Origin of the sequence: Aeribacillus sp. FSL K6-8394 (genome assembly GCF_038008865.1) — a bacterium.
GTDB classification, from domain to species: Bacteria; Bacillota; Bacilli; order Bacillales; family Aeribacillaceae; genus Aeribacillus; species Aeribacillus composti.
Map to the genome: position 1 here is coordinate 66,846 of NZ_JBBPAA010000003.1, position 22,669 is coordinate 89,514.

A 22,669-nucleotide genomic window follows, 5' to 3' on the forward strand; every position below is an offset into this window, starting at 1 on the left:
TAACCATTTTAACATGTTATAGGTACTCTAATTTGTTACGATTCAAAACAACATCATTACTTTCTCGTATTGCTGTTTTCTAAAGTGCTTTTTTAGGTTTGTTTTGAAATATGCAACTTAAAAGCCCTCTCTTACCTGCATTCTAAAAATAAAACGGTAAATATAAAAAAATCTTGTTTACCAGTTCCATAATAGCAATAACAGGTAGCGGCAAAATGGAAAGAACATAAAACCTAAATTATTAAAGCATTTATCCACTATTAATACTACGGCTATCTTTACTAGAAAAACATTCTTCATTTAAAACTTGTCAACATTTTTTTCAGCAATCCGCTTGGAGTTGCTTCACTATTTGAAAGACAGCCTATCTCACCAAAAACTAGAAAACTATCTTTTGCTCTTGAAACCGCCACATTCAACAAACTTTTTTTTGCATCAATAAAATAACATCCATCATCCTTACCATATACAGTGGACATAATAATCACATTTCGTTCTCCGCCTTGGAATGTATGCACAGTTCCAACATCAACCACTTTTTTAAGCTCTTCTGGCAAAATTTTCTTAATCTCTGCAACCTGCATTTTAAAAGGGGTTATAATACCTAGAATATTTTTGGGGTTTAACGTTGGGAACTCAGCTTTGTATGCAGCTTTTATTTGTTCAAAATTCTTCATTATCCAATTTACAATTTCTCTGGCTTCCTTTTCATTATATCTACTACCCGCTCGTTTACTAGATTTCTGACTATCTACTTGATAATGCCCAAAATGAGGAATTGACAGTTTCCTTAATGGACATTTTTCATCATTTCTACCATAGCCCCTTTTTGGTTCTAAATTCCCTTTATAGACTAGATAATTACAGTATTCAATAATATCATTATAGCAACGACGATGCTCGCTTAAAAACAACCCTCTTTCACCAAACTTTTCGTATTGACAGCTTTTGCAAGCAACTTTCATCACACTAGACTCTGAAGTGTTTAAGCCTAAAGTTCTTAATTTTTCAAACTCGTCTTTATTTTGGATCACTTTGGCTGCTATAGCTAATGAAATATCTAATGATTTATTAATATTCCAAACAGGTTCAATTTGATATATATCTCCTACTACAACTGCCCGTTTAGCTAATGAAAACGAACATGCAGCAATTTCAGGAGTCACTTGTCCTGCCTCATCGACTATTAATAAATCAATTTTATTATATAAGTACTGTTCTACTCCATCATACGCAAGAAAAAGCTTTGGTAATTGGTAAAATGTCATCACATAGCAGGGTGTAAGCATACTTAAGTTTTCATAAAACAGCTCTAAAACATTTTTGAAATTTTTTCCCCTTTGTTCAGCACTTAATTTCTTTGCTTTTAACCATTTACATTCATAATAATGGACCGATAGCCAAAAGGAAGTATACCTTAAGCAGGTGTCTAATAATTTATTCAAATCATCTATTTTTGATTTACTTGAGATCTTAAAGTCTTCTCTGTTTATCAATTTTAGGTTTATTAAATTATCAATAACGGACTGTATAGATGATTTTAATGCTTTTACTTTTTTTGAAACTTCTTCCTTCTCCCTGAGATTTGTTCTGACTTCTTTAGCTATCGAACTGTATTTATCAAAAATTTCATCTATGTCCATCGATTCTTTTAAAAAATCTTCCTCTGGACTAATAAAGATACTTAATCTGTTCAAAATTTTCTGTTTGAAAGTTGGTATAAATTTTAGCCATCGATAATAAAATGGAATTCTTCTATATTCATTTTGCCATTCATTTTTCCGATGGTTTATATAATCTAATTTTTCTCTATCAGCTGCTATTTCTTTTTCAATCGCTTGAATAAAAGCATTTATACTTTTCTCACCATTACAAATTTCAAAAAATTCATGGAATAACTGTAAAATATCATCAGTATATTTTTTTATTTCCTTTAACCGTTGCCAAATTATATCTTCACATTCGTTTAAAGTGTTTATTTTTGTATTAAAATAATGAGAGCATTCCCGTAAAAATTTTTCTTTGGAAGCTTGAATGTTTTCGTCGCTTTCCACTCTCTCAAAGAAGTTTTCACCTTTTTGATTCGTATGTTGAAAACCTTTTTTTTCCGCTTCATTCACTTTTCTTGTGGATGGAAAATAGACCGCAAAACTATTAACACCTTCTATCCATCTATTTTCTAAATTACTATGCTTCCACTTTTTTGTAATTTTCCCGAATGATTCTATAATATTTGTAACGGCTTGATTATTTGTAGATGAAGCTACAATTAAAGGAGGTTTTTCTTTTTTTAAAGCTCTCTCGACATATAAATTGGCAACCAAAGATTGCAATAACGTCGTTTTTCCCGTACCAGGAGGTCCATTTACGGCCAAAATATCACCATCCTCCATATTATTGAAATGTATCAAACACTCCCTCTGAGAAGGAGACAGCTTATGAATCCCATTCATTTGACCGATGTGCTTTTTTGACTCCTCTATTGAATTTTTTATTAGCGGCTTTATAGGACTAAATTCTTGTTTTATAAAGTTTAAATATAATTTGGATTTTAAATAATCTCCTTCTTGTAAAAAATCATATAGCTTTAAAATACTTCTTGTCGAAACAATAGAATTATCTTTCAGCAAATAGATTTTATCTTCAAGCTCTATCCCATTCACTGATTGATCTGTTATCTTACTTCCTGTGACGGCTTCATACATTTCTTTGCATAAATTAAAATAAGTTTTCCAATCCGTGCTATTTTTTAGTTCGTTGTGATGGTTAGTCATAAAATCATCAAAAGCTTCTAAATGGCCTACTGCTAATGTAGTATCGACTATAGGATATAGATATTCTCTTGGTATCCACGGAGATTTATTTTCTGAAGGATAAAGTTCCCCATTTTCATCTAATAATGCGGGAATAAAAAATATGCCAGATAACGTATCATTATTGTTATTAACCCCTTCTTGCACTGTAAAAATTCTTTTAATCGTTTTCGCTACAATTATTACTTCAAGTTTATTTCCACTTTTTTCTTTAAATATTTTTTGTAAGTTGTTTTCTGATATCTTACCTAGTTCAACTTCTTCCAAAGATACAATTTCATATTCACTGTTTTTAAAATCAATCGGGAGTTTTGCGGCAATACTATCTCTGAAATACTTCGTCATTCGTAAATTGCTGTCCATAAACTCACTCCATTGAAGTTGTTTATTATATTATAATATATTTCGAAAGATAGTTATTTTCTAAAATTTTTGACCAAATTAAAAAGACATTGATCATTCAATCAGTTCTTTATGTGTCCCTTGTTCTATAATTCCTTCTTTCGTGATAACTAGAATTCGATCGGCATTTTTAATTGTAGCTAAACGATGAGTTCCTTTTATCATAGCTATTTTAAGAACTTTTATAAAATCGAGTAGGAGGGGGTGACTAACCCCCGACCTCTCACACCACCGTACGTACCGTTCGGTATACGGCGGTTCAATTAAGTATGACGTAGTGCTTGATATCTTTCGAATAGACTTCTTAACCCTCGACGCTTCCAATAGGAGTTGTCGAGGGTTTTGTGTAGAATGGGACTGCAGGCAATCCGCCAATATTTCTTGCGTGTATTGCCCCATTCGAATGCTTTATGGCTTGGAACCCCTAATCCTCTGAGTTTCCGAATTCTTGTTTTCGGGGTTTTCCATTCTTTCCACAAACACATTCGAAGCCTTCGTCTAATCCATTCATCAAATTCTTTGAACTTACTTGGTGTTTCTGCCAAGGCAAAATATCCGCACCATCCCATTAAATACTTGTTCAGTTTCTCAATCCTTTTCTCCATTGGATTCGGTTTCGACCTTGATGTAATTTCACGGATCTTGTTCTTCAAACGTTTCACACTTTCGTTCGCAATTCGTACCTTTGGAGTCTTATTGAGTGTGAAGCTGAAACCGAGAAACTTCCGTTTCCAAGGACGGTCTACCGCCGATTTCTCTTTATTTACCTTGAGCTTTAACTCCTTCTCTATAAAGTTCGTAATGGAGTTCATGACACGAATTCCTGCTTTCTTTGTTTTCACATAGATGTTACAGTCATCCGCATACCGAACAAACTTATGTCCACGTTTCTCAAGCTCCTTATCCAATTCATGAAGCATGACGTTTGATAAAAGTGGACTAAGCGGGCCGCCTTGAGGCGTTCCCATGTCCGTTTCCATTACCACTCCATTGATCATCACGCCTGATTGAAGATACCGGCGAATTACCTTCAGTAGAATTTGATCTTTGATCGTTTTCGCCAAGATCCCCATCAGTTTGTCGTGATTCACCTTGTCAAAGAATTTCTCTAGGTCTATATCGACTACCCAACGATATCCTTCTTTGATATAACCCTTTGCTTCCCTAACCGCATCATGTCCCCTTCTACCTGGGCGGAAACCATAGCTATGGTTCGAGAAGGTCGGATCAAAGATTTTCGTCAACACTTGGGCAATCGCTTGTTGGATGAAACGATCCGTCACGGTAGGGATCCCTAGAAGCCTTACTCCACCGTTCGGTTTCGGGATTTCGACTCGACGGACGGGTAAGGGCTTGTAGGTTCCTTCTCTCAACGACTGTCGAATGGAGTCCCAATTTTCGTAGAGGTGTTTTCGTAGGTCTTTTACGGACATGCCATCTACTCCGTGACTTCCTTTATTCTGTTCGACTCGTTTCAGTGCCGCCAGGAGATTTTCCCGTGACAAAATCATTTCCATCAACATTGATATCCTCTCCACGTGAACGAATTCTTCTATTTGTGCCATCTTCTGCTCCACCCTCTTGAAGTCCCCCGTGGGATTCACCACTTCCTCCTTCAAGTAAGTCCTATCGGATTGTCTGCTTCCACACAGAAGATGAACGCCTAGCGATTCGTTCTCCTTAATTGTTCAGTCCTTCCTCTTCCATCTCGAGCTTGAAAGAGTACTATGACTTCTGCTGACTTCTGACTGTTCAGCTATCTATCACTAGATAGGTTACCAAGGTTACTTGGCGTGCCAGCCAGACCTCCCCGGGTAAGAGTGTAATCTTTCCTTCCATCCATCTGCTTCATTTACTCTGTATCACCTTCGGCAGAAAGGGCTTTGTTTTGTTGTGCAAACTCACCCAGTGATACCTAGCCTCATATGAAGTTCGTGTTCCGAGAGACCCAAAGTTTGCCGCTCGCTTCCTTCAGATTCCGCGTCGCCACGGACACCCTTGCGTTAAGCTAACTGCTACTTCTGCCTTCGCAGCTCGGGACTTTCACCCTATAGATTACACCCATGCCGGGCGCACACAAAAAACAGCCTAACTAATTTAGTTAGACTGTTTATATGACAAGATCCAAAAACTCATTCACTTATGGTACGTTTTTGCAAACTTTATGAGATGGTAAAACTTTATCTGAGGAAACCAAAACGTTATCTCCTTTATATCTATATCCTTCCGGTTCTCTTACATTCGAATTTTTTTAATTAATGGCCTTACAGTAACTTTTTTCATCATCGCTTACGATTTTAAAAAATCTATTAAATTCTTAAGAGTATTAATTAATGTATCCTTGTTTATAATATCAGCGGTAGTGGTTAATACATTGAAAAAATTGAGAAATTATGATAAATTAGATTAGAAACACATTTTTGTTTAAATTAAAAAATATTTACCCTATTATAATTTTACAACATAAATTTCCTTCAGTCAACCCCTATTTCTCATTATTTTTAAAGTCCTGCGGTAATATGTCAAGGTGAAAAATCATAGAAATTGGAAATTCCTTTGTCCGATGATCCGAAAAAAGGCAATACTGAAGAAACCCAGTATTGGTACATGTAATAAACTAGGTCTAAAGGTTGATATTGGTATACCAGATCGATCCTTTTATCGATCTTCCCCCTTTCTTGGCGTGTAGATTTGACCGTTGCGTAGCAGCGCATCGATCACACGCACGAGTTTTCTAGCGGTGAGGACGAGGGCTCGTTTATGTTTGTGTTTGGGCACTTCCTCATACTTCTTCCGGTAGTACGCACGAAACGTCGCATCATGCCGTTGCACCGAGTTGGCAGCCTCCACTAGGTAGTAACGGAGATAGCGATTGCCGGAACGAATGAAGGAGGTGTCCTCGGCTTGAAAACGGCCCGATTGGTGCTTGGACCATGTCAAGCCGGCATATTTTGCCAAGGCGGCCTGGTTGTGAAACCGCTCGATTTGCCCGATTTCGGCCAGGATGCCTGCGGTGTAAACCGGTCCGATGCCTAGGATGGTTTGCAGTGTGTTCGGAATGCCTTCAAGATGGCGGGTAATGGCTTTATCGAGCTCTTTGAGCTGCGATTGCAGGCTGCGGATTGATTGAATCGACAGCCCTAACAGCAAGTCGATGGAATCCTCGACACACTTGGACAACCGATACGACGAACGGGCCGCCTTTTGAATCGACTAAAATGAAATTTTTTCAGATTGTGGTGGGCTGGCCCACCACGATCTGAACTAGCTCCCATGAAGTTATCAAAGAACAAAAATCTAACTGGAAAATACCTCAAAAGAGGATTCTAAAAATACTATACGAGGAGTGCTTAATATGAATACAGAACTTCGGCAGGAGCAAGAACGATTGGACAGCATAATGGCGATCATTGTGGAGCAAATCGGCATGCTGGAAAACGAAACCTCCCAGCGTCGAAAAGAAGTGATTGATTTCCGCAAACATTTTTGGGATGACGTCAAGGTGAATACTGATACGTTCGACGATTATCTTGAGACGATCATCGCCTTGAGACAACAGGCGCAGAACCTGTCCGTGAGCCAAAGCACCCACAGACAAGCCTTCAAGAGGTTGTCCGCGCTGCGCCGCATGCAGAAGGTGCCTTATTTCGGTCGAATCGATTTCATTGAGGAAGGGTCTTCAGCTGCTGAACGAATCTATATCGGTATCTCCACGCTCACGGATACAAGCGGAGAGAACATCCTGATCTACGACTGGAGGGCGCCGGTCTCGAGTGTCTACTACGATTACGCGCCCGGCCCGGCCGAATATACTACTCCTGGAGGCACAGTCCGCGGCATGCTGGAGAAAAAGTGGCAATATATCATCCGCGGCGGCGTTATCAAGTCGATGTTCGATACGAGTCTCACCATTGGAGACGACATTTTACAGCAGGTGCTTGGCAGAGTGACAGACAAACATATGCACAACATCGTGGCCACCATTCAACGGGAACAAAACCAGATCATCCGTCATGATCGCGGGCGGCTGCTCATCGTGCAAGGACCCGCCGGCAGCGGCAAGACATCGGCTGCCCTGCAGCGGATCGCTTACTTGCTCTACAAGTATCGGGATAAGCTGAGAGCCGATCAAATCATTTTATTTTCACCTAATTCGATGTTTAACAGCTACGTATCCAATGTGCTGCCCGAACTAGGCGAAGAGAATATGCAGCAGGTCACCTTCCAGGAATATTTGGAATATCGGCTGAACAAAGAATTTCAAATCGAGGATCCATACGAGCAATTGGAATATATGTTGACTGAAGCGGATGACTCTTTATACCGGACTAGAACTGCGAGCATCCGATTCAAGGCATCAACCCGTTTCTTCGAGACGATTAAAACATACTGTAAGTCGCTGGAATTATCCGGCATGCTATTCAAAGATATTCTATTTAGAGGAAAACCGATCATCACCGCCAAACAAATCACAGAAAGGTTTTATAGCAGCGACACCTCGCTCCGTTTTCACAGCAGACTTGAAAAGCTGGCAGATTGGCTAAACAAGCAAATCGATGAAGCGGAGAAGCTTGAACGGACTAAGCCATGGGTGCAGGAAGAAATCGAGCTGCTTAGCAACGAGGATTATCATAAATCTCATACTCTCTTACGGAAAAAACGCGGCTTTAAAGCAGAAACGTTGAACAACTATGAGAACGAGATCGAAGCGCTGGGCCAATTGATCGTTCGCAAGAAGTTGAAACCGTTGCGCAAACGGATCCGAACGCTTCGTTTCATCGACATGAAGGGAGTATACAAGCAGCTTTTCGCCGATCCAACGCGGGTCAAACAGTGGATGGAAGGGGAAACACCCGAGGAGTGGGAGGATATTTGCCGATTGACTGTAAAAACGCTAGACGAAGGCAAACTGTTTTACGAAGATGCAACTCCGTATTTATTTTTGAAAGAGCTGATTCAAGGCTTTCAGACGAACGTCTCGATCAAACACGTGCTTGTAGACGAAGCGCAAGATTATTCTCCGTTTCAATTCGAATTTTTGAAGCGTTTGTTTCCTTCGGCGAGGATGACTGTGCTCGGCGACTTTAACCAAGCGATATTCGCTCATGCCAGTGAAACAGTCGATTTCCACACGCTTACCAGCCTATACGAACCGGATAAAACGGATTCGATCACCTTGACCCGCAGTTACAGATCCACAAGACAGATCATTGAATTTACGCGCGGACTCGTACCCGATGGCGAACGGATCACTGCTTTTGAACGCGACGGCGATAAGCCTGTGTTGACGAGAGTGTCCGATCAAGCTGAACTGCACCGCTGTATTGCTTCCAAAGTCGCGGACTTGCGGAAACGGGGATATAATACGATCGCGATTATATGTAAATCTGCTGCGGAAAGCACCGCCGCATACGAAGAACTGAAAAGAGTTGAAGATATAAAACTTGTGAAGAGCGGCTCTACCGAATATGAACAAGGTGTTGTCGTTATACCGGCGTATTTGGCGAAGGGCATCGAATTCGACGCCGTCATCATTTATAACGCTTCATCGAACGTATACGGCGTTGAGAGCCTGCGCAGATTGTTCTACACCGCCTGCACCCGGGCTATGCATTACTTGCAGCTTTACAGTGTAGGCGAACCGAGCCCCTTTTTACAGAACGTTGTGCCGGGTAGTTTCCTTCAGATCCCGGGTTAACACGGGACTGGTCGGGTGTCTGAAATGTATTACTGTCATTAAACGGCCATATGTTAAATAAAAGGCCACTTGCCAGCATCCCTTACATACCATACCCCGAGTTAGGCAACTTGTTTAATGGAAGGTAATGAAGGGATGTCAGCAGTGGCTGAAATAATTAAATCAGACATGTGAAATTCTATATGATGTGTTAAAAGTTCTGTAAGCAGCAAGGTTCCGTAATTTTTCGGTAAAAGCTTTTTTACTAGGATATCGCGAACAGATCAATACACAATATCCAATTTATGCCCGGCGCATATATACACGGACGGTGATGGGCGCAAAGATTGCCACAATGGCAGTAGCCCCGATGAGAGAGACAGCAAAATCCGAGCCAATAGTTCCAGCATTGATCAGATCACGGACGGCAGTAATAATATGCGAAACTGGATTAATCTTCGCAAACCATTGAAGCCAATCGGGCATCGTCTTGACTGGAACAAAAGCATTAGAAAGAAACGTTAGCGGAAACAGCAAAAGCATTGCGATTCCTTGTACGCTTGAAGCCGTGCGCGCAATCACGCCAAAAAAAGCAAAGATCCAGCTGATTGCCCAAGAACATACAATGACAAAAACCGCAGCGATGACGACGTACCCCAGTCCTCCTTCTGGACGATAGCCCATGATATACCCCATCACAAACGTGAGCACTGTTGCAATGGTATATCGGATGGTGTCTGCCAACAGAGCGCCCGCCAACGGAGCAATGCGGGCAATTGGCAGCGACTTAAAGCGGTCGAACACGCCCTTATCCATATCCTCTCGCAGTTGGATTCCGGTCACAACAGATGTCGCGATAACAGTCTGCACGAGGATACCAGGAATGATGATTGGCAAATAACTATGCACATTTCCCGAGATCGCCCCGCCAAAGATGTAGGAAAACATTAAGGTGAAGATGATTGGCTGAAGCGTAACATCAAATAATTGCTCAGGCGTACGCCGAATCTTCAGTAAACCACGGTAGGCCATCGTCAACGAGTTGCGCACTGCCTGTCCAAAGCTTGTATTGTTTTTTAGTTGACGCTTTGCAACTAGCTGATTAGAAGCATTTTTCATATCCTTACCTCCTCTGTTTCATCGAATGTCTCTGTTGTGTCCTCCCTCACACTATGACCAGTAATGGTTAAAAAGACCTCGTCAAGAGTCGGCTTCTGAACACTCAATTCAGACAAGCGGATCCCTGTCTCGCGAAGAGCGATCAGCAAATCCGTAACTCGGTCAGCGTCCGCCATCGGTGCCGTAATCTTTCCTGTTTCCAACGACACATTGGACCGGACTTTGAGCACCTGTTCAATAATTTGCCGGGCATTTTCGATATCTTTTACATTTTGGATTTTCAATTGCAGTGACGAACTGCCTACCGACGCTTTCAGCTCATCCGCTGTTCCCTCGGCAACGACTCGGCCGCGATCAATCACCGCGATTCGATCAGCTAGTTCGTCAGCCTCCTGTAAATACTGAGTTGTTAACAGTACGGTTGATCCCTGCTTGACCAATCGCCGGATCGTCTCCCACATTTGATTGCGCGTGCGTGGATCCAGTCCTGTAGTCGGCTCGTCTAAGAAGATGAGCGGCGGCTGTGCAATAAGGCTTGCTGCCAGATCCAGCCGGCGCCGCATGCCGCCGGAGAAATGCTTCAACGGGCGCTTCGCCGCTTCTGTCAAACCAAATTCCTCCAACAACTCCAGAGCTTTGCGCCTTGCCTCGGTACGGCTCAACCCTAGCAACCGAGAAAAGATGACTAGATTTTCGATCGCGCTGAGTGACTCGTCAACCGATGCATATTGGCCAGTCACACCAATTAACTGACGCACGATCTGCGGCTCCTTCACCACATCATAACCAAAAATGTATGCCGAACCTGCGTCTGGTCGCAATAAAGTCGCCAGCATTCTGACTGTTGTGGTCTTGCCTGCCCCGTTCGGCCCAAGCACGCCGTAGATTGTCCCAGCGCGCACATTCAAATTTACGCCGTCAACCGCACGTTTATCGCCAAAAGTTTTTACGAGTCCGTGCGCTTCAATAGCCCAATCACCATTGCTTGACACTGTTTGGTATCTATGTCCCATTTCATTTCCTCCTCTGCAACTAAGTACATTGGTGATGGTAACACCTCTTTATGAACTGAATATGAACAATGAATCCCCATGATGAAACATGTTAATGCTGGAAATTTGCCCGGCAAAAGCGTGAATCAGTTTTATACCGCTTATGGACGTGGTTCATCCTAAATGGATCGGTGTCGCGTCCATAAACAACAATAGACATTCTTCTTTTGTCATCAATATCATATAAATCGTTATTGGTTTTCTCTCTGCTTATCCATCAAATTATTTTTTTAGTAAAATATAATTCGCCTAATATAGTCACGTGGCAACAAATGCAGTAATTTTCATCAGAAAATTTAATGATCCGTGTTATTTATCCAATATATGTATATTTATAGGAAATAAATATGCAGAAGCTTTATATGAAGGAACCTGCCATTTATCATCTTTAAAAGAATGATCGAGCCAAGATTGGCGCAACAGATAAAGTTACTGAGGAAAAATAAGGTAGAATTTGAGGTATATTGAATGGTATAGAAGCTTTGGTGATATACAATACTGTGTTGGTAAATAAAATCAGAGGCAATTTGCAAAATAATAGCCCTTGCATAGAGGGTCTCCGTTAAAATGAAAATGCGATCCAACATTTGAAAGGAGAAACTCCATGCAAGAGCACATTCAATAGAAAAAGCAAACATTCAAAAACAATAGGCAGCGATTTTGTTCTTTGTATCTGAGTAATGATCACCCTTCAAATAGCTTTACAACACCGCAAGCCTTAGAAAAACGCGGTCATTATGACCATCCCATATCCTTGGAAAGCTGTTGAGTTTTTCATCCTAACAAGCCTCGCAGCAGTTAGTAATCGTAAATTGGTTTTCCCAATCCTTGTTTCCTAAACGTTCTCCCGATACAAGGGTCACTACAGAGCATGTCGCTTTGCCATCAAGTGGATTAAATGACAGATTTCATCGTATCTTTTAGCACTGAAACGGAATAATTAAATTGTTCTTGTTCCTTTTCGTTCAGTTCAATTTCGATTATTTCGTGCACGCCGTTACGATTAAGCTTGGCTGGTACTCCAATATATACATCATTTTGTCCATATTCACCTTCTAGATAGGAAGATACTGTCAGGATACTATTTTCATTTTTAAGAATTGCTTTTGTAATTCGGACAAGGGACATTCCTATTCCATAGTATGTCGCCCCTTTTCGCTCAATGATATGATAAGCAGCGTCACGGACGTTTACGAAGATCTCCTCTAAACATTCTTTCTTTAAATCTTTCTTTCGCTCTAAAACATCATCAAGATTCTCTATTCCGATCTTGGCATGGCTCCAAACCGGAAGCTCGGTATCTCCATGTTCCCCTATGATAATTGCATGAATATTTCTTGTATCCACATTGAAATACTTCCCTAATTCAAATCTTAGACGTGCAGAATCTAAGACTGTTCCTGAGCCAATGACGCGTTCCTTTGGCAGTCCTGACTCCTTCCAAGTGACATAAGTTAAGATATCTACTGGATTTGTTGCCACTAAAAATATGCCATTAAATCCACTTTTCATAATCTCTTTTATAATTTGTTTAAATATTCGCGTATTTTTCTCAACTAACTGCAATCGGGTTTCACCTGGTTTTTGTGCCAATCCCGCAGTGATAACAACTAAGTCCGCATTGGCGCAATCTTGATAAGAACCGCTCCATACCTTTATTGGCGAAGGTGCAAACGGCACTCCATGATTAAGATCCATCACCTCGCCTTCAGCTTTTGCTTCATTTATATCAATTAAAACTAATTCCTCAACGACCCCCTGATTAATTAGTGAATAGGCATAACTGCAGCCTACAGCACCTGTTCCAACGATTACAACACGATTTACTTTTTCTTTATTCATGGTTATACATCCCCCTTAAAATGTTATATGATTAAAATAGGAACCAGCTAACTAATCCAATTACAGCAAGCAAACATAAGCTATATTTAATTGTCACTTTAAATAAATCACTTTCTTTTCCTGCAAATCCAACTGCCGCAGCTGCAACTGCAATTGATTGAGGTGAAATCATTTTAGCCATTGTACCACCCATTACATTGACAGCAACCATCGTTTCGGGTGCTATTCCAATTTGTGAAGCAGTGACAGCTTGAAGTGGAGCAAATAAGGAACCGTTGTTTACAACAGAGCTGGACTAAATCCAAGCCCTACTAAAATTGCTGCTGTTATGGCAACAGGTGCTCCAAATCCTGCAGCTCCTTCTAAAAATGCCCCAAATGAGAATGCCCCAATAAGAACTTGCAATTCTTTGATCCGCTGTAATAAAAGAAATACTTTTTTCTATAATGGCAAATTTTCCGGTTTTTTCTGTTATTTTATAAAGGAAAATAGCAGCAAATACGATTGATGCTACTGGCCATAAACCGACTAAAATTCCATATATCGCAGACATCAAAACTAAGATTGCAGGCATTTTATAAATAAAGACGGCAAAAATGCCTGCAGCAATTATGCTGAAAAGCCCTGCTATATATCCTTTTAATTTAAATACTGTCAGCAAAACAATAAAAACGATGATAGGAACGGCAGCTATAATAGCTGAAAGCCATATATTTTCCAATGGATTATAAACTTGCTCCCATACATGCATCTTGTTCAGCCCCTATACTTTAAAATCGACGAAATGATTTTGTGATATATTTCACAATATGTATTACATCCTCCCCCTAAATTATTTATTTTGCTTACAAAGTTAGTATAACATCTGTTTGTGAAATTTTTCACAATATATATGAAAAAAATATGAACTTTTGAGATGTTGAGTAAAGTAATGATAAAAAGGAGAAAATCATTTATGAAGAAATAAGAGGGTTAAATAATCTTTAAAATTTAATATAAAAATATAATAATTAACTAAATGAAAAGTGATGAGAACGACTAAACTTACTATTTTATAAAATAAAAATTTTACGTAAATTTTTTTACATGTCTATTTTCTTGACATAATACCAAGACGAATATAGTAAAAAAGGGCTGTTCAGAATGAGGCATCCAAGTTTTTTGATGGAAGATCTACACACTAGGAATAAGTAAACTAAAATTCATTTTACCCATAATAACAAAATGCAACTGTTCGTAAATTCACCGGTCTAATCAACTTAGAACTCCGGAATCTTCTTGATCGTCAGCAATTCACCATGATGTAGAGCGAGTTGTTTAGGATTCGATAATTGATTCAATAAGAGTTTTCCCCGTTCTACAATTTTTAAAGGGTGTCGGTGTGTATTTAAAATGTGAGCAATTTGAATGGTACATGTCTTATAGTAACTGCATACGTCGAGAATATATTTATGAAGCAATGGCAATCCAAAATCATCATATGCTTCTAAAGTTTCAGGATCACACAAACCATAAACGATTTCAATTTGCACGGGATAATCGAATCCATCTACTTTTTCATCACTTTCTGTTAAGTCAAGAGTTTGATCAAGAGCTATTTTACTCCCATTTAAATTAATAAAACCACTTTTAGAGTATATACCTGATGGTAGTTTAATATCTGAGGCAAGGTAATAATAATATGTCATAGAAAACCCCTCTCATTTAATGACTTCATCTGTATTTGCGCTAGATAAATTAATTCGGGTCGCAAAACGTCCTTGGATTTTGGAAAAATCTTTTTTCGCTATGGACATTAAGTGACGCTTTTATTTTTTCTTGAGATGTGACAATGACCCATGCTTGGCCCATTATTGCACTTAGTACACCCTCATTAATCGGACGAAAAATTTCTTTTTTAAATATTTCTTTAACTAACACATAATCTTCTCCTCTATGATATTCTCGTTAATTGATACTGATCTTCATTATGTAAAATCCCAAATAGTCGTAGGTCTAATCCGGTAAAATGACCGGGGTAAAAAAGTATAATTGGTTTACGATGAATGACATTTACAAATTTTATTAGATTATTTTTGTCCTTCACAGTGCCATTTTCTCCAAAATCCATCTACTAAGCTATCTCCAAAAACCGCTATTCACTTATGATACGGTTCACCGTGGTGATTTAAGAGGTAAAAAAGCATTGGGAGTTAGTTTAACTCTCAATGCTTTTTTATATAAATTTTACATGCGATGTGTGTTGTGTGGAGACAATAAACGATTTTGAGTTAGTGGAGCTTACCTTTTGAATGAGTATATCTGATATATCAATTTTCCGTTGTATCCAATGCACACCAAGCATTTAATGAAGTCTTAGCAATCATTATAAAAATGATAACAATTGCAGGAGCAATAAATGTAGCAGCTAAACCAACTTTAGCACCTATTAGTGCTGAAACCATTGAAACAATAGCTGTTTTGTTTTCATGAGATTGAGATAATTTAACTAATTCACTACGTTCAGCAGCATATACAGGATCTCCACAAAGCAACTTATGAACTTCTTTCTTTAGCAATGGGAAAAACCTCTTCTCAGGTTGAGGTTGTGCAGAAAAAGGTGATGTATTATCGACTGACGCTTCAAGCCATGCTATTGCCGCTTCCTCATACGATTTAATGTTCAATAACTCAGATACAATATCCCTTTGATAATTAGGCAATGTATCTAACCAGAATTTGTCCTCTTTAACATTAAATAAATTTAGATTATCCATCATGAAATCATCCTTTCTATATACCCTGCTGAAACAGCATGAGTTGTTTGATGTAATGTTTGTGGATCAATATCACCTAATCTAATACCCCCTTTAAGGGTTGGAACATATGGCCCTATGAGTATACCAATCAATGCACCATCTAAAGTGCGAATTACTGGACCTCCTGACTGACCGGGTCGTGCCTGTATATTTAGTACTAAATGTTTTGATTTAATATTTTTGGAACTAAGAAGTATTTTTGCACCCACTTCACAAGTCTGTTGTGTCAAAACTATTCTACCTAAATTTGAATGAGGAAAACCAACAACTACAACTTCCTCACCAGGATTAACAATATCGGCAGTCCCCAATTTAAGGTTCGATTGCACAGATTGCCCCCCTTGTAAAGATAAGACACAAATATCTCTAAACGGATCTATTGCCTCAATTTTCACAGGAACAAGTTGACTTTGTTGTACAGTAGTATCTTGATATCCCGATTTGTAATTGGTGTTAAGTCTAATAAATAAATTTTCATTACTGCCATTTACAACATGTGCCGCAGTTACTAATAGATTCGATTTATTAATCAAAGTACAGGTACCCGCTGGATAGTAAATACTATCTATTAATCTACCAATAGAAAAAACAACATTTTGAAACATTTAATCACTTCCTAATCTCGTACATTAAAAACTCATTCAACTATCTATTTACACATTTTTCCCGTATCTACAACCAATTTTGTATTCTATATATCTCCTTGTTATATTCAATTCTTAAATGTAATGAAAAGACAGTTCCAAATATAAATTTCCCAGGAACTGCCTTCTGTTGTTATATCTAGTTGTTTTATCTGGGTAGCCCAATACATTATTTATATCTCTTTTCTTTTTTCTCAATCTAAGATTGAAGAGTAAAGAATTCGAAATAGAATTAGTTAAGAAAAGATTTTCTTAAACTTCATATTCACCTTTAGACTCCGCAGCCTGTAGCGTATTCCAATCTCTTACTTCCGTATTTTCTGCCATCAACTCTGCTTGTCGCATAACTGTGTCTAAAGCTTTTTTCGCTTGTTCTGGTGGATAATCATACTTCTTCAATAGTCGCTTAATAATTCTCCTCATTCCTGCACGGGCGCTTTTTCGAACATGCCAGTCAATGGTCATGTTACGTCGGATTGCTTGGGTCAGTTCATTGGCGATTTTACGTAAGACTTCATCTTCCATTAACTCTTTAACTATAGACTCAGATGTTAAAGCATCGTAAAAGGCAATTTCATCTTCATTTAAACCGAGATCTTTTTCTTCTTCTCGTTCTTTTTTCATGTCCTTTGCCATTTGAATTAGTTCTTCGATTACTTCGGCGTTTGTAATGGCTTGGTTTTTATATTTGTTCAGCGACTGTTTCAGTTTTTCCGAGTATTTTTGGGATTTGACAAGATTGCGTCTTTCCATTGTTTTGATGTTGCCTTCAAGTAATTTTTTTAGCATTTCAACCGCCAAATTTTTATACTCATATGAACGTACTTCTTCGAGAAATTCTTCCGATAATATAGATACATCAGGATGTTTCAATCCCATCACTTCAAATACATCAACTACTTCTTCTGAAATAATGGAACGTTCGAGTAATTGATTAACGCGGGCTTCGATTTCTTTTTTCGTCTTCCGCTTCGGCTGTTTTTCTTGTAGTTTATTTAGGCTTGCCTTAACCGCTTTAAAATAACTGACTTCAAGGGCTGCTGCTTTTCCTTCATCCGTCGCTGCACATAGTGAATGCGCCTTCGCTAGCTCGGTTGCCGTCTTTTTGAATTCTTTTTGTTCTTTTTCACTCTTACCAAAAATGACATTCATTCCGCCCGTGATGGCTCGAATACGAGCTGCTTGGGATGAACCCATATAAGCCGAATAATCAAACCCATGCATCATATCTTGCAGGATTTCAAGTTTTTCTTTCATCACAGCAATTGCAGCTGATGTATCGATACCTGTTGTTTTCTTATCACTTTCGGTATATTGATTTAATGCTTTCTTTAAGCTTTCTAAAATCCCAATATAATCGACAATTACTCCACCTGATTTATCTTTAAATACTCGGTTTACCCGTGCGATTGCCTGCATGAGGTTATGACCCTTCATCGGTTTATCGATGTACATCGTATGCATCGAAGGTACGTCAAATCCGGTCAGCCACATATCACGTACAATCACGATTTTTAGTTCATCATTATTATCTTTCATTCTTTTTGCCAATAAATCCCGCCGTTTTTTTCCACCAATATGCGGCTGTAAGAAATCATCATCCCCAGCACTCCCTGTCATGACGACTTTAATTTTACCTTTATCGTCATCATCAGAATGCCAATCTGGACGTAATTTGACAATTTCGTTATAAAGTGCGACACAAATACGGCGACTCATACAAACAATCATTGCTTTTCCGTCAATTGCTTTTGCCTTTTCTTCGTAATGATGAACAATATCTTTGGCTAATTGTTTGATCCGGTTAGGTGAACCGACGATGGCTTCGAGCCTCGACCATTTGGATTTGTATTTTTCACGTACTGATTCTTCCTGATCTTCGGTAATCTCTTCAAATTCTTCATCGATCTTAGCTAATTCTTCTTCATTGGCTTCCAAGCGGATAATACGGTTTTCATAATAAATTTTAACCGTTGCTTTATCTTCAACTGCTCGCGTCATATCATAAATGTCAATATAATTACCGAAAACAGCGGGCGTTGACTTATCTTCCAGCTCAATCGGTGTTCCTGTAAAACCGATAAAGGAAGCATTCGGAAGTGCATCACGAAGATATTTTGCATATCCATATTTCACTTCGCCTGTTTTCGTATCTGTCTTTGCAGAAAAACCATATTGACTGCGATGAGCTTCATCCGCAATAACAATCACATTTTTACGATCGGTTAAAACCGGCATTTCGCCTTCTTCCGGTTTGAATTTTTGAATCGTTGTAAAAATAATACCGCCTGATTCCCGGTCATTTAGAAGATCATATAATCCGTTTATCTCTTTGGATTTTTCATTTGCCTGTTGTTTTTTCTGTTCTTCATTCAATTTGCGGACATCTGCTTGTTTCGGTGTTTGTCTTAAAATATCCTTTGATTTAGAAAATGTCGAAAATAACTGGTCATCTAGATCGTTGCGGTCGGTAATTACCACAATGGTTGGATTATTTAGCTCTTTGACAAGCTGTGCTGTATAAAAAACCATCGAAAAACTTTTACCCGAACCTTGTGTATGCCATATAACACCGATTTTACGGTCTCCATTCTCACTGGTCGCTATTTTTGTCTTTTCCACCGCTTTTTTTACCGCAAAATATTGGTGATAGGCAGCGAGAATTTTGGCAATCGTTTTTCTTTCGCCGATTTTCTTCCCATTTTCATCCCGTTCTTCTTCTTTGGATTCCTGAAAGAGAATAAAGTTTTCAATAATATCAATAAGCCGGTCTTTTGCCAGCATCCCTCTTAACAACACTTCATATTGCGGCACTTCAAGTGGTTCAATGTTTTCCCCATCCACCGTCCGCCAATTCATAAAACGTTCTTGACTTGCGGTAATCGTTCCCGCTTTCGCATTAATCCCATCGGATAAAATACAAAACGCATTGTAGTAAAATAAAGATGGAATATCTCGTTTATAGGTTTGAATCTGTGCATAGGCATTATCGATACTCACATTTTCATCGGTTGCTGATTTTAATTCGATAACGACAAAAGGAATACCGTTAATGAAAAGGACTAAGTCTGGACGACGTTCTTCTTTTTCAACGACCGTAAACTGATTCACTACCAAAAAATCATTATTAGCTGGTTCTTCAAAATCAATTAAGAATGCCTTCATCGAACGGCTATGACCATCTTGATGAAACGACACATCAATGCCTTCAGTGATTAATTTGTGAAAATGACGGTTGTTTTCTTCTAAGCTTGGACTATTAAAAGCTATAATTTGCCGAAATGCTTCTTCTATTGCTTCCTGTGGCAAATGGCGATTATGTTTAAACAAAGCATCTTTTACACGGTCTTCTAAAATAACTGTACGATAATCTTTTCGTTCCGGTCTTTCCCCATCACAACTAATGTCCGGACCAAAGACATAGTCATACCCAAGCTCCTGAAGAATTTCTATAGCTGCTTCTTCCAGCTTATCTTCCGTAAAATTTTCTAAAAAACTCATTCTCCTCTCCCCTTTCGAAACGGGATATGACATTTATTCTTTAATTTTGTTCTGATAACACTTCATCATCCAACGGGACACGGATTTCTCCGGACATTAGTTTCGGTAATAAAATATCCCTTAACCCTTTTAACTTTTGATTTTCAATCATATTACTACCAATCTTCAAATGCATCGGCTCAATTATTTTAGAAAACTGTCGCATTAACTTAAGGGGTGGTAAAACTACTTTATAATTTAAAGTTTCTTTAGGTTTTACCCTCTGTCTACTTCCAGTTGAACCTGTAGCATTAGCAGTTAATATTCCTTGAAATTTTTCATTATTAAGAAATTCAAACACATATGATAAAATATTTTCTTTTTTTGCCATATAAACAATAAACTCTGTAGAACAAATAGCATTATTGGTTTGTGTTATAGGTTTCCATATTCTTTTAGTACTAGGATTTAATTTTGAAACTAGCACCATATGATTATTTATAACGTATTTACTGCTTTTTATTTCTTCTCCCTTTTGAATTTCTGGAGTTCTTCCATTATCAAAAGCTGGAATACTATAATGTTCAAAAAATTTCTCTGGATATTCTTGTGGTTTTATGCTTTTATTGGATATTTCTACTAATTCTCCTAACTTTCCAACTTCCCACCCCTTAGGTATCATCCCCAACTCACTTTCAACCATTTCGCCGCCACTTGATTTGTAAGGCTCGCCATTTTCATTCGGAAACTCAAAGTCAACAAACCAATGTTTAAACAATGCTTGTGCCATTTCTTCAAGCTTTTCGTTGATTTGATTGTTCGTTTCAATTTTTTCGTCTAAGGTTGATAGGATATTTGCAATGGCTTTTTGCTCTTTTATATTTGGAATTTTAGCTGTTAATACGTCAAATGTATTTCTTGTTATTGTGTCAAATACAGAACCATGTATATTTTGCTTTATTTCACGAATCTTATATTTTAATAAATAATAAATAAAGTCATTAGATGTAATTTTTTTAGCTTTTAAACCATAACACGATTGATTGAAAGCCATAGGTCTTCCTAATTGTGCTAATGCTCCTACAGTACCCCTTGCCGAAATGATTAAATCTCCTTCTTCTAATAAATTGGTAGAACTATTCTTTAAACCTTCTTTTGTTATTGTTTTTTCTGTATAATAAATTTTTCTATTATCAGAATTAAAATCTTTTACAGATAGCCATGGTATATCTCCATTCCAATACTTTTCCACATTTGTTTTTGGAGTTCCTCCACCAATTATCTCTACTAATTCAGAAAACCTATACTCTTTCCATTCATTAGATTCCATACCCAATCCCCCCTAGATTCTTTTTAATCTCTTCTTCCAATCGGTGGGATCTTTCAAATAGTTCTCTTAATTCACTGGTGAGAGTTTCCATTTTTTCTTCAAATGGTATACCATCATCCTCGACATCACTTATTCCAACATAGCGTCCGGGAGTTAATACATAATCATTTTGACGTACATCTTCTAAAGTCGCTGATTTACAGAATCCCTTGATGTTTTCATATTTCCCATCTCGTTTACGCCAGTTTCGGTATGTTCCTGCAATTTTTTGAATATCTTCTTCCGTTAATTCACGCAGGCGACGGTCAACCATTTTTCCTAAGTTTCTGGCATCGATAAATAGAATTTCATGTTCACGGCTTCGGTATTTAGGATGATTTTTCTTATTACGGTTTAAAATCCATAAACATACCGGAATACCAGTTGAATAGAATAATTTATCAGGCAATGCAACAATGGCATCGACTAAATCCGCTTCGAGTATGTTTTTACGGATTTCCCCTTCATTCGATGTATTGGAACTTAACGAACCATTGGCTAATACAATACCAGCAGCGCCATTTGGTGAAAGGTGATAAATGATATGCTGTAACCATGCATAGTTGGCATTGCTCGCTGGTGGTGTACCGAATTTCCAACGAACATCATCAACTAATTCATTTCCGCCCCAGTCACTCACATTGAATGGAGGATTGGCAAGGATGAAATCTGCTTTCAGCGTTTTATGTAAATCATTATGGAACGTATCCGCATGATGATCGCCGATATTCCCCTCAATTCCACGGATAGCAAGATTCATTTTACAAAGCTTCCAAGTCGTTGAATTGAGTTCCTGACCATAAATAGAGAGATTATCAATTTTTCCTTGATGGCGTTCAACAAACTTTTCACTTTGAACAAACATGCCGCCGCTGCCACAACAAGGGTCATAAATTCGCCCTTCGTACGGTTCAATCATTTCAACCAATGTTTTAACAACACTTTGTGGCGTATAGAACTCGCCGCCGCCTTTTCCTTCTGCACTGGCAAACTTACCTAAGAAATATTCGTACACACGGCCAAGTAAGTCTTTTTCTTGTTTGCTGTGCAATTTAATGGTTGAAATGAGGTCTATCAGTTCTCCTAAACGGCGTTTATCAATCTCAGGGCGGGCATAACGTTTATCTAACACACCTCTGAGTGACGGGTTTTCTTTTTCAATTTCGATCATCGCTTCGTCAATATATTGACCGATTTTCGGGTCTTTCGCACGGTCTTTAATGAAGCTCCAACGTGACTGTTTCGGTACCCAGAAGATATTCTCTGCTGTATATTCATCGCGGTCTTCTTCAAAACCTTCTCCTTCTTCAACTAACTCGTTATACTTCATTTCAAACTTATCAGAAATGTATTTTAAGAAAATCAATCCTAAGACTACGTGTTTATATTCGGATGCATCCATGCTTCCACGTAATTTGTCAGCCGCTTTCCAAAGTGTTTCCTCAAAACCAATCTTTGCTGTGTCCATCATCG

General features: G+C 38.5%; 15 protein-coding genes and 2 pseudogenes. 1 reads left to right on the forward strand and 16 read right to left on the reverse strand.

Annotated features, from left to right (window positions below; genetic code table 11):
* Positions 1-296: 296 nt before the first annotated feature.
* From NSR00_RS17020 to NSR00_RS17030, 3 genes and pseudogenes are all read right to left on the reverse strand, one after another.
* Complete coding sequence (locus NSR00_RS17020) at positions 297-3,176, reverse strand: AAA domain-containing protein (RefSeq protein ID WP_339198123.1); 2,880 nt, start codon at positions 3,174-3,176, stop codon at positions 297-299.
* Positions 3,177-3,478: 302 nt separating this feature from the next.
* The gene (ltrA, locus tag NSR00_RS17025; RefSeq protein WP_340789966.1) at positions 3,479-4,738 is read right to left on the reverse strand and encodes a group II intron reverse transcriptase/maturase; all 1,260 of its coding nucleotides are present in this window, start codon (positions 4,736-4,738) and stop codon (positions 3,479-3,481) included.
* A 1,135-nt stretch (positions 4,739-5,873) separates the two neighbouring features.
* Positions 5,874-6,428: pseudogene (locus NSR00_RS17030) on the reverse strand (IS110 family transposase); the annotation flags it as partial.
* Positions 6,429-6,570: 142 nt separating this feature from the next.
* On the opposite strand from NSR00_RS17030, the gene helD reads away from it, so the two are divergent.
* Positions 6,571-8,913: an RNA polymerase recycling motor HelD gene (helD, locus tag NSR00_RS17035; protein WP_340789934.1), complete on the forward strand. Its 2,343-nt coding sequence runs from the start codon at positions 6,571-6,573 to the stop codon at positions 8,911-8,913.
* Between the two features lie 282 nt (positions 8,914-9,195).
* Here helD and NSR00_RS17040 read toward each other — a convergent pair whose 3' ends face one another.
* From NSR00_RS17040 to NSR00_RS17100, 13 genes and pseudogenes are all read right to left on the reverse strand, one after another.
* On the reverse strand, positions 9,196-10,011 hold the full coding sequence (locus NSR00_RS17040) for an ABC transporter permease (RefSeq protein ID WP_066251805.1): 816 nt from the start codon (positions 10,009-10,011) through the stop codon (positions 9,196-9,198).
* Positions 10,008-11,024: an ATP-binding cassette domain-containing protein gene (locus NSR00_RS17045; RefSeq protein ID WP_130158237.1), complete on the reverse strand. Its 1,017-nt coding sequence runs from the start codon at positions 11,022-11,024 to the stop codon at positions 10,008-10,010. The genes NSR00_RS17040 and NSR00_RS17045 overlap by 4 nt, the downstream gene beginning before the upstream one ends.
* Positions 11,025-11,957: 933 nt before the next feature.
* Positions 11,958-12,905 (reverse strand): L-lactate dehydrogenase, encoded by a 948-nt coding sequence (locus tag NSR00_RS17050; RefSeq protein WP_339198129.1) that lies wholly within the window; start codon positions 12,903-12,905, stop codon positions 11,958-11,960.
* A 31-nt stretch (positions 12,906-12,936) separates the two neighbouring features.
* On the reverse strand, positions 12,937-13,137 hold the full coding sequence (locus tag NSR00_RS17055) for an L-lactate permease (RefSeq protein WP_235600454.1): 201 nt from the start codon (positions 13,135-13,137) through the stop codon (positions 12,937-12,939).
* Positions 13,138-13,196: 59 nt separating this feature from the next.
* Positions 13,197-13,656 (reverse strand): annotated as a pseudogene (locus NSR00_RS17060) (L-lactate permease); the annotation flags it as partial.
* Positions 13,657-14,164: 508 nt separating this feature from the next.
* The gene (locus tag NSR00_RS17065) at positions 14,165-14,593 is read right to left on the reverse strand and encodes a hypothetical protein (RefSeq protein ID WP_340789937.1); all 429 of its coding nucleotides are present in this window, start codon (positions 14,591-14,593) and stop codon (positions 14,165-14,167) included.
* 49 nt (positions 14,594-14,642) lie between these two features.
* Positions 14,643-14,825, reverse strand: coding sequence for a hypothetical protein (locus NSR00_RS17070; RefSeq protein WP_340789938.1), 183 nt, complete (start codon positions 14,823-14,825; stop codon positions 14,643-14,645).
* Between the two features lie 13 nt (positions 14,826-14,838).
* Positions 14,839-15,015, reverse strand: coding sequence for a BREX protein BrxB domain-containing protein (locus NSR00_RS17075; protein WP_340789939.1), 177 nt, complete (start codon positions 15,013-15,015; stop codon positions 14,839-14,841).
* Positions 15,016-15,214: 199 nt separating this feature from the next.
* Positions 15,215-15,661 carry a hypothetical protein gene (locus NSR00_RS17080; protein WP_340789940.1) on the reverse strand — a complete coding sequence of 149 codons (447 nt, stop codon included), beginning with the start codon at positions 15,659-15,661 and terminating at the stop codon, positions 15,215-15,217.
* A complete protein-coding gene (locus tag NSR00_RS17085) occupies positions 15,661-16,308 on the reverse strand; it encodes a S1 family peptidase (protein WP_340789941.1) in 648 nt (215 codons plus the stop codon). The genes NSR00_RS17080 and NSR00_RS17085 overlap by 1 nt, the downstream gene beginning before the upstream one ends.
* A 291-nt stretch (positions 16,309-16,599) precedes the next feature.
* Positions 16,600-19,848: a type I restriction endonuclease subunit R gene (locus tag NSR00_RS17090; RefSeq protein WP_340789942.1), complete on the reverse strand. Its 3,249-nt coding sequence runs from the start codon at positions 19,846-19,848 to the stop codon at positions 16,600-16,602.
* Positions 19,849-19,888: 40 nt separating this feature from the next.
* Positions 19,889-21,157 (reverse strand): restriction endonuclease subunit S, encoded by a 1,269-nt coding sequence (locus tag NSR00_RS17095; RefSeq protein WP_340789943.1) that lies wholly within the window; start codon positions 21,155-21,157, stop codon positions 19,889-19,891.
* Positions 21,147-22,664 (reverse strand): class I SAM-dependent DNA methyltransferase, encoded by a 1,518-nt coding sequence (locus NSR00_RS17100; protein WP_340789945.1) that lies wholly within the window; start codon positions 22,662-22,664, stop codon positions 21,147-21,149. Before NSR00_RS17100 ends, NSR00_RS17095 begins: the two co-directional genes overlap by 11 nt.
* Positions 22,665-22,669: the final 5 nt, after the last annotated feature.

Bases quoted from the DNA above. Each gene is read 5' to 3' on its own strand.
- NSR00_RS17045 (WP_130158237.1), bottom strand. From the start codon at position 11,024: ATGGGACATAGATACCAAACAGTGTCAAGCAATGGTGATTGGGCTATT.
- NSR00_RS17050 (WP_339198129.1), bottom strand. From the start codon at position 12,905: ATGAATAAAGAAAAAGTAAATCGTGTTGTAATCGTTGGAACAGGTGCT.
- helD (WP_340789934.1), top strand. From the start codon at position 6,571: ATGAATACAGAACTTCGGCAGGAGCAAGAACGATTGGACAGCATAATG.
- NSR00_RS17085 (WP_340789941.1), bottom strand. From the start codon at position 16,308: ATGTTTCAAAATGTTGTTTTTTCTATTGGTAGATTAATAGATAGTATT.
- NSR00_RS17065 (WP_340789937.1), bottom strand. From the start codon at position 14,593: ATGACATATTATTATTACCTTGCCTCAGATATTAAACTACCATCAGGT.
- NSR00_RS17075 (WP_340789939.1), bottom strand. From the start codon at position 15,015: ATGGATTTTGGAGAAAATGGCACTGTGAAGGACAAAAATAATCTAATA.
- ltrA (WP_340789966.1), bottom strand. From the start codon at position 4,738: ATGTTGATGGAAATGATTTTGTCACGGGAAAATCTCCTGGCGGCACTG.
- NSR00_RS17100 (WP_340789945.1), bottom strand. From the start codon at position 22,664: ATGGACACAGCAAAGATTGGTTTTGAGGAAACACTTTGGAAAGCGGCT.
- NSR00_RS17080 (WP_340789940.1), bottom strand. From the start codon at position 15,661: ATGGATAATCTAAATTTATTTAATGTTAAAGAGGACAAATTCTGGTTA.
- NSR00_RS17090 (WP_340789942.1), bottom strand. From the start codon at position 19,848: ATGAGTTTTTTAGAAAATTTTACGGAAGATAAGCTGGAAGAAGCAGCT.
- NSR00_RS17040 (WP_066251805.1), bottom strand. From the start codon at position 10,011: ATGAAAAATGCTTCTAATCAGCTAGTTGCAAAGCGTCAACTAAAAAAC.
- NSR00_RS17020 (WP_339198123.1), bottom strand. From the start codon at position 3,176: ATGGACAGCAATTTACGAATGACGAAGTATTTCAGAGATAGTATTGCC.
- NSR00_RS17095 (WP_340789943.1), bottom strand. From the start codon at position 21,157: ATGGAATCTAATGAATGGAAAGAGTATAGGTTTTCTGAATTAGTAGAG.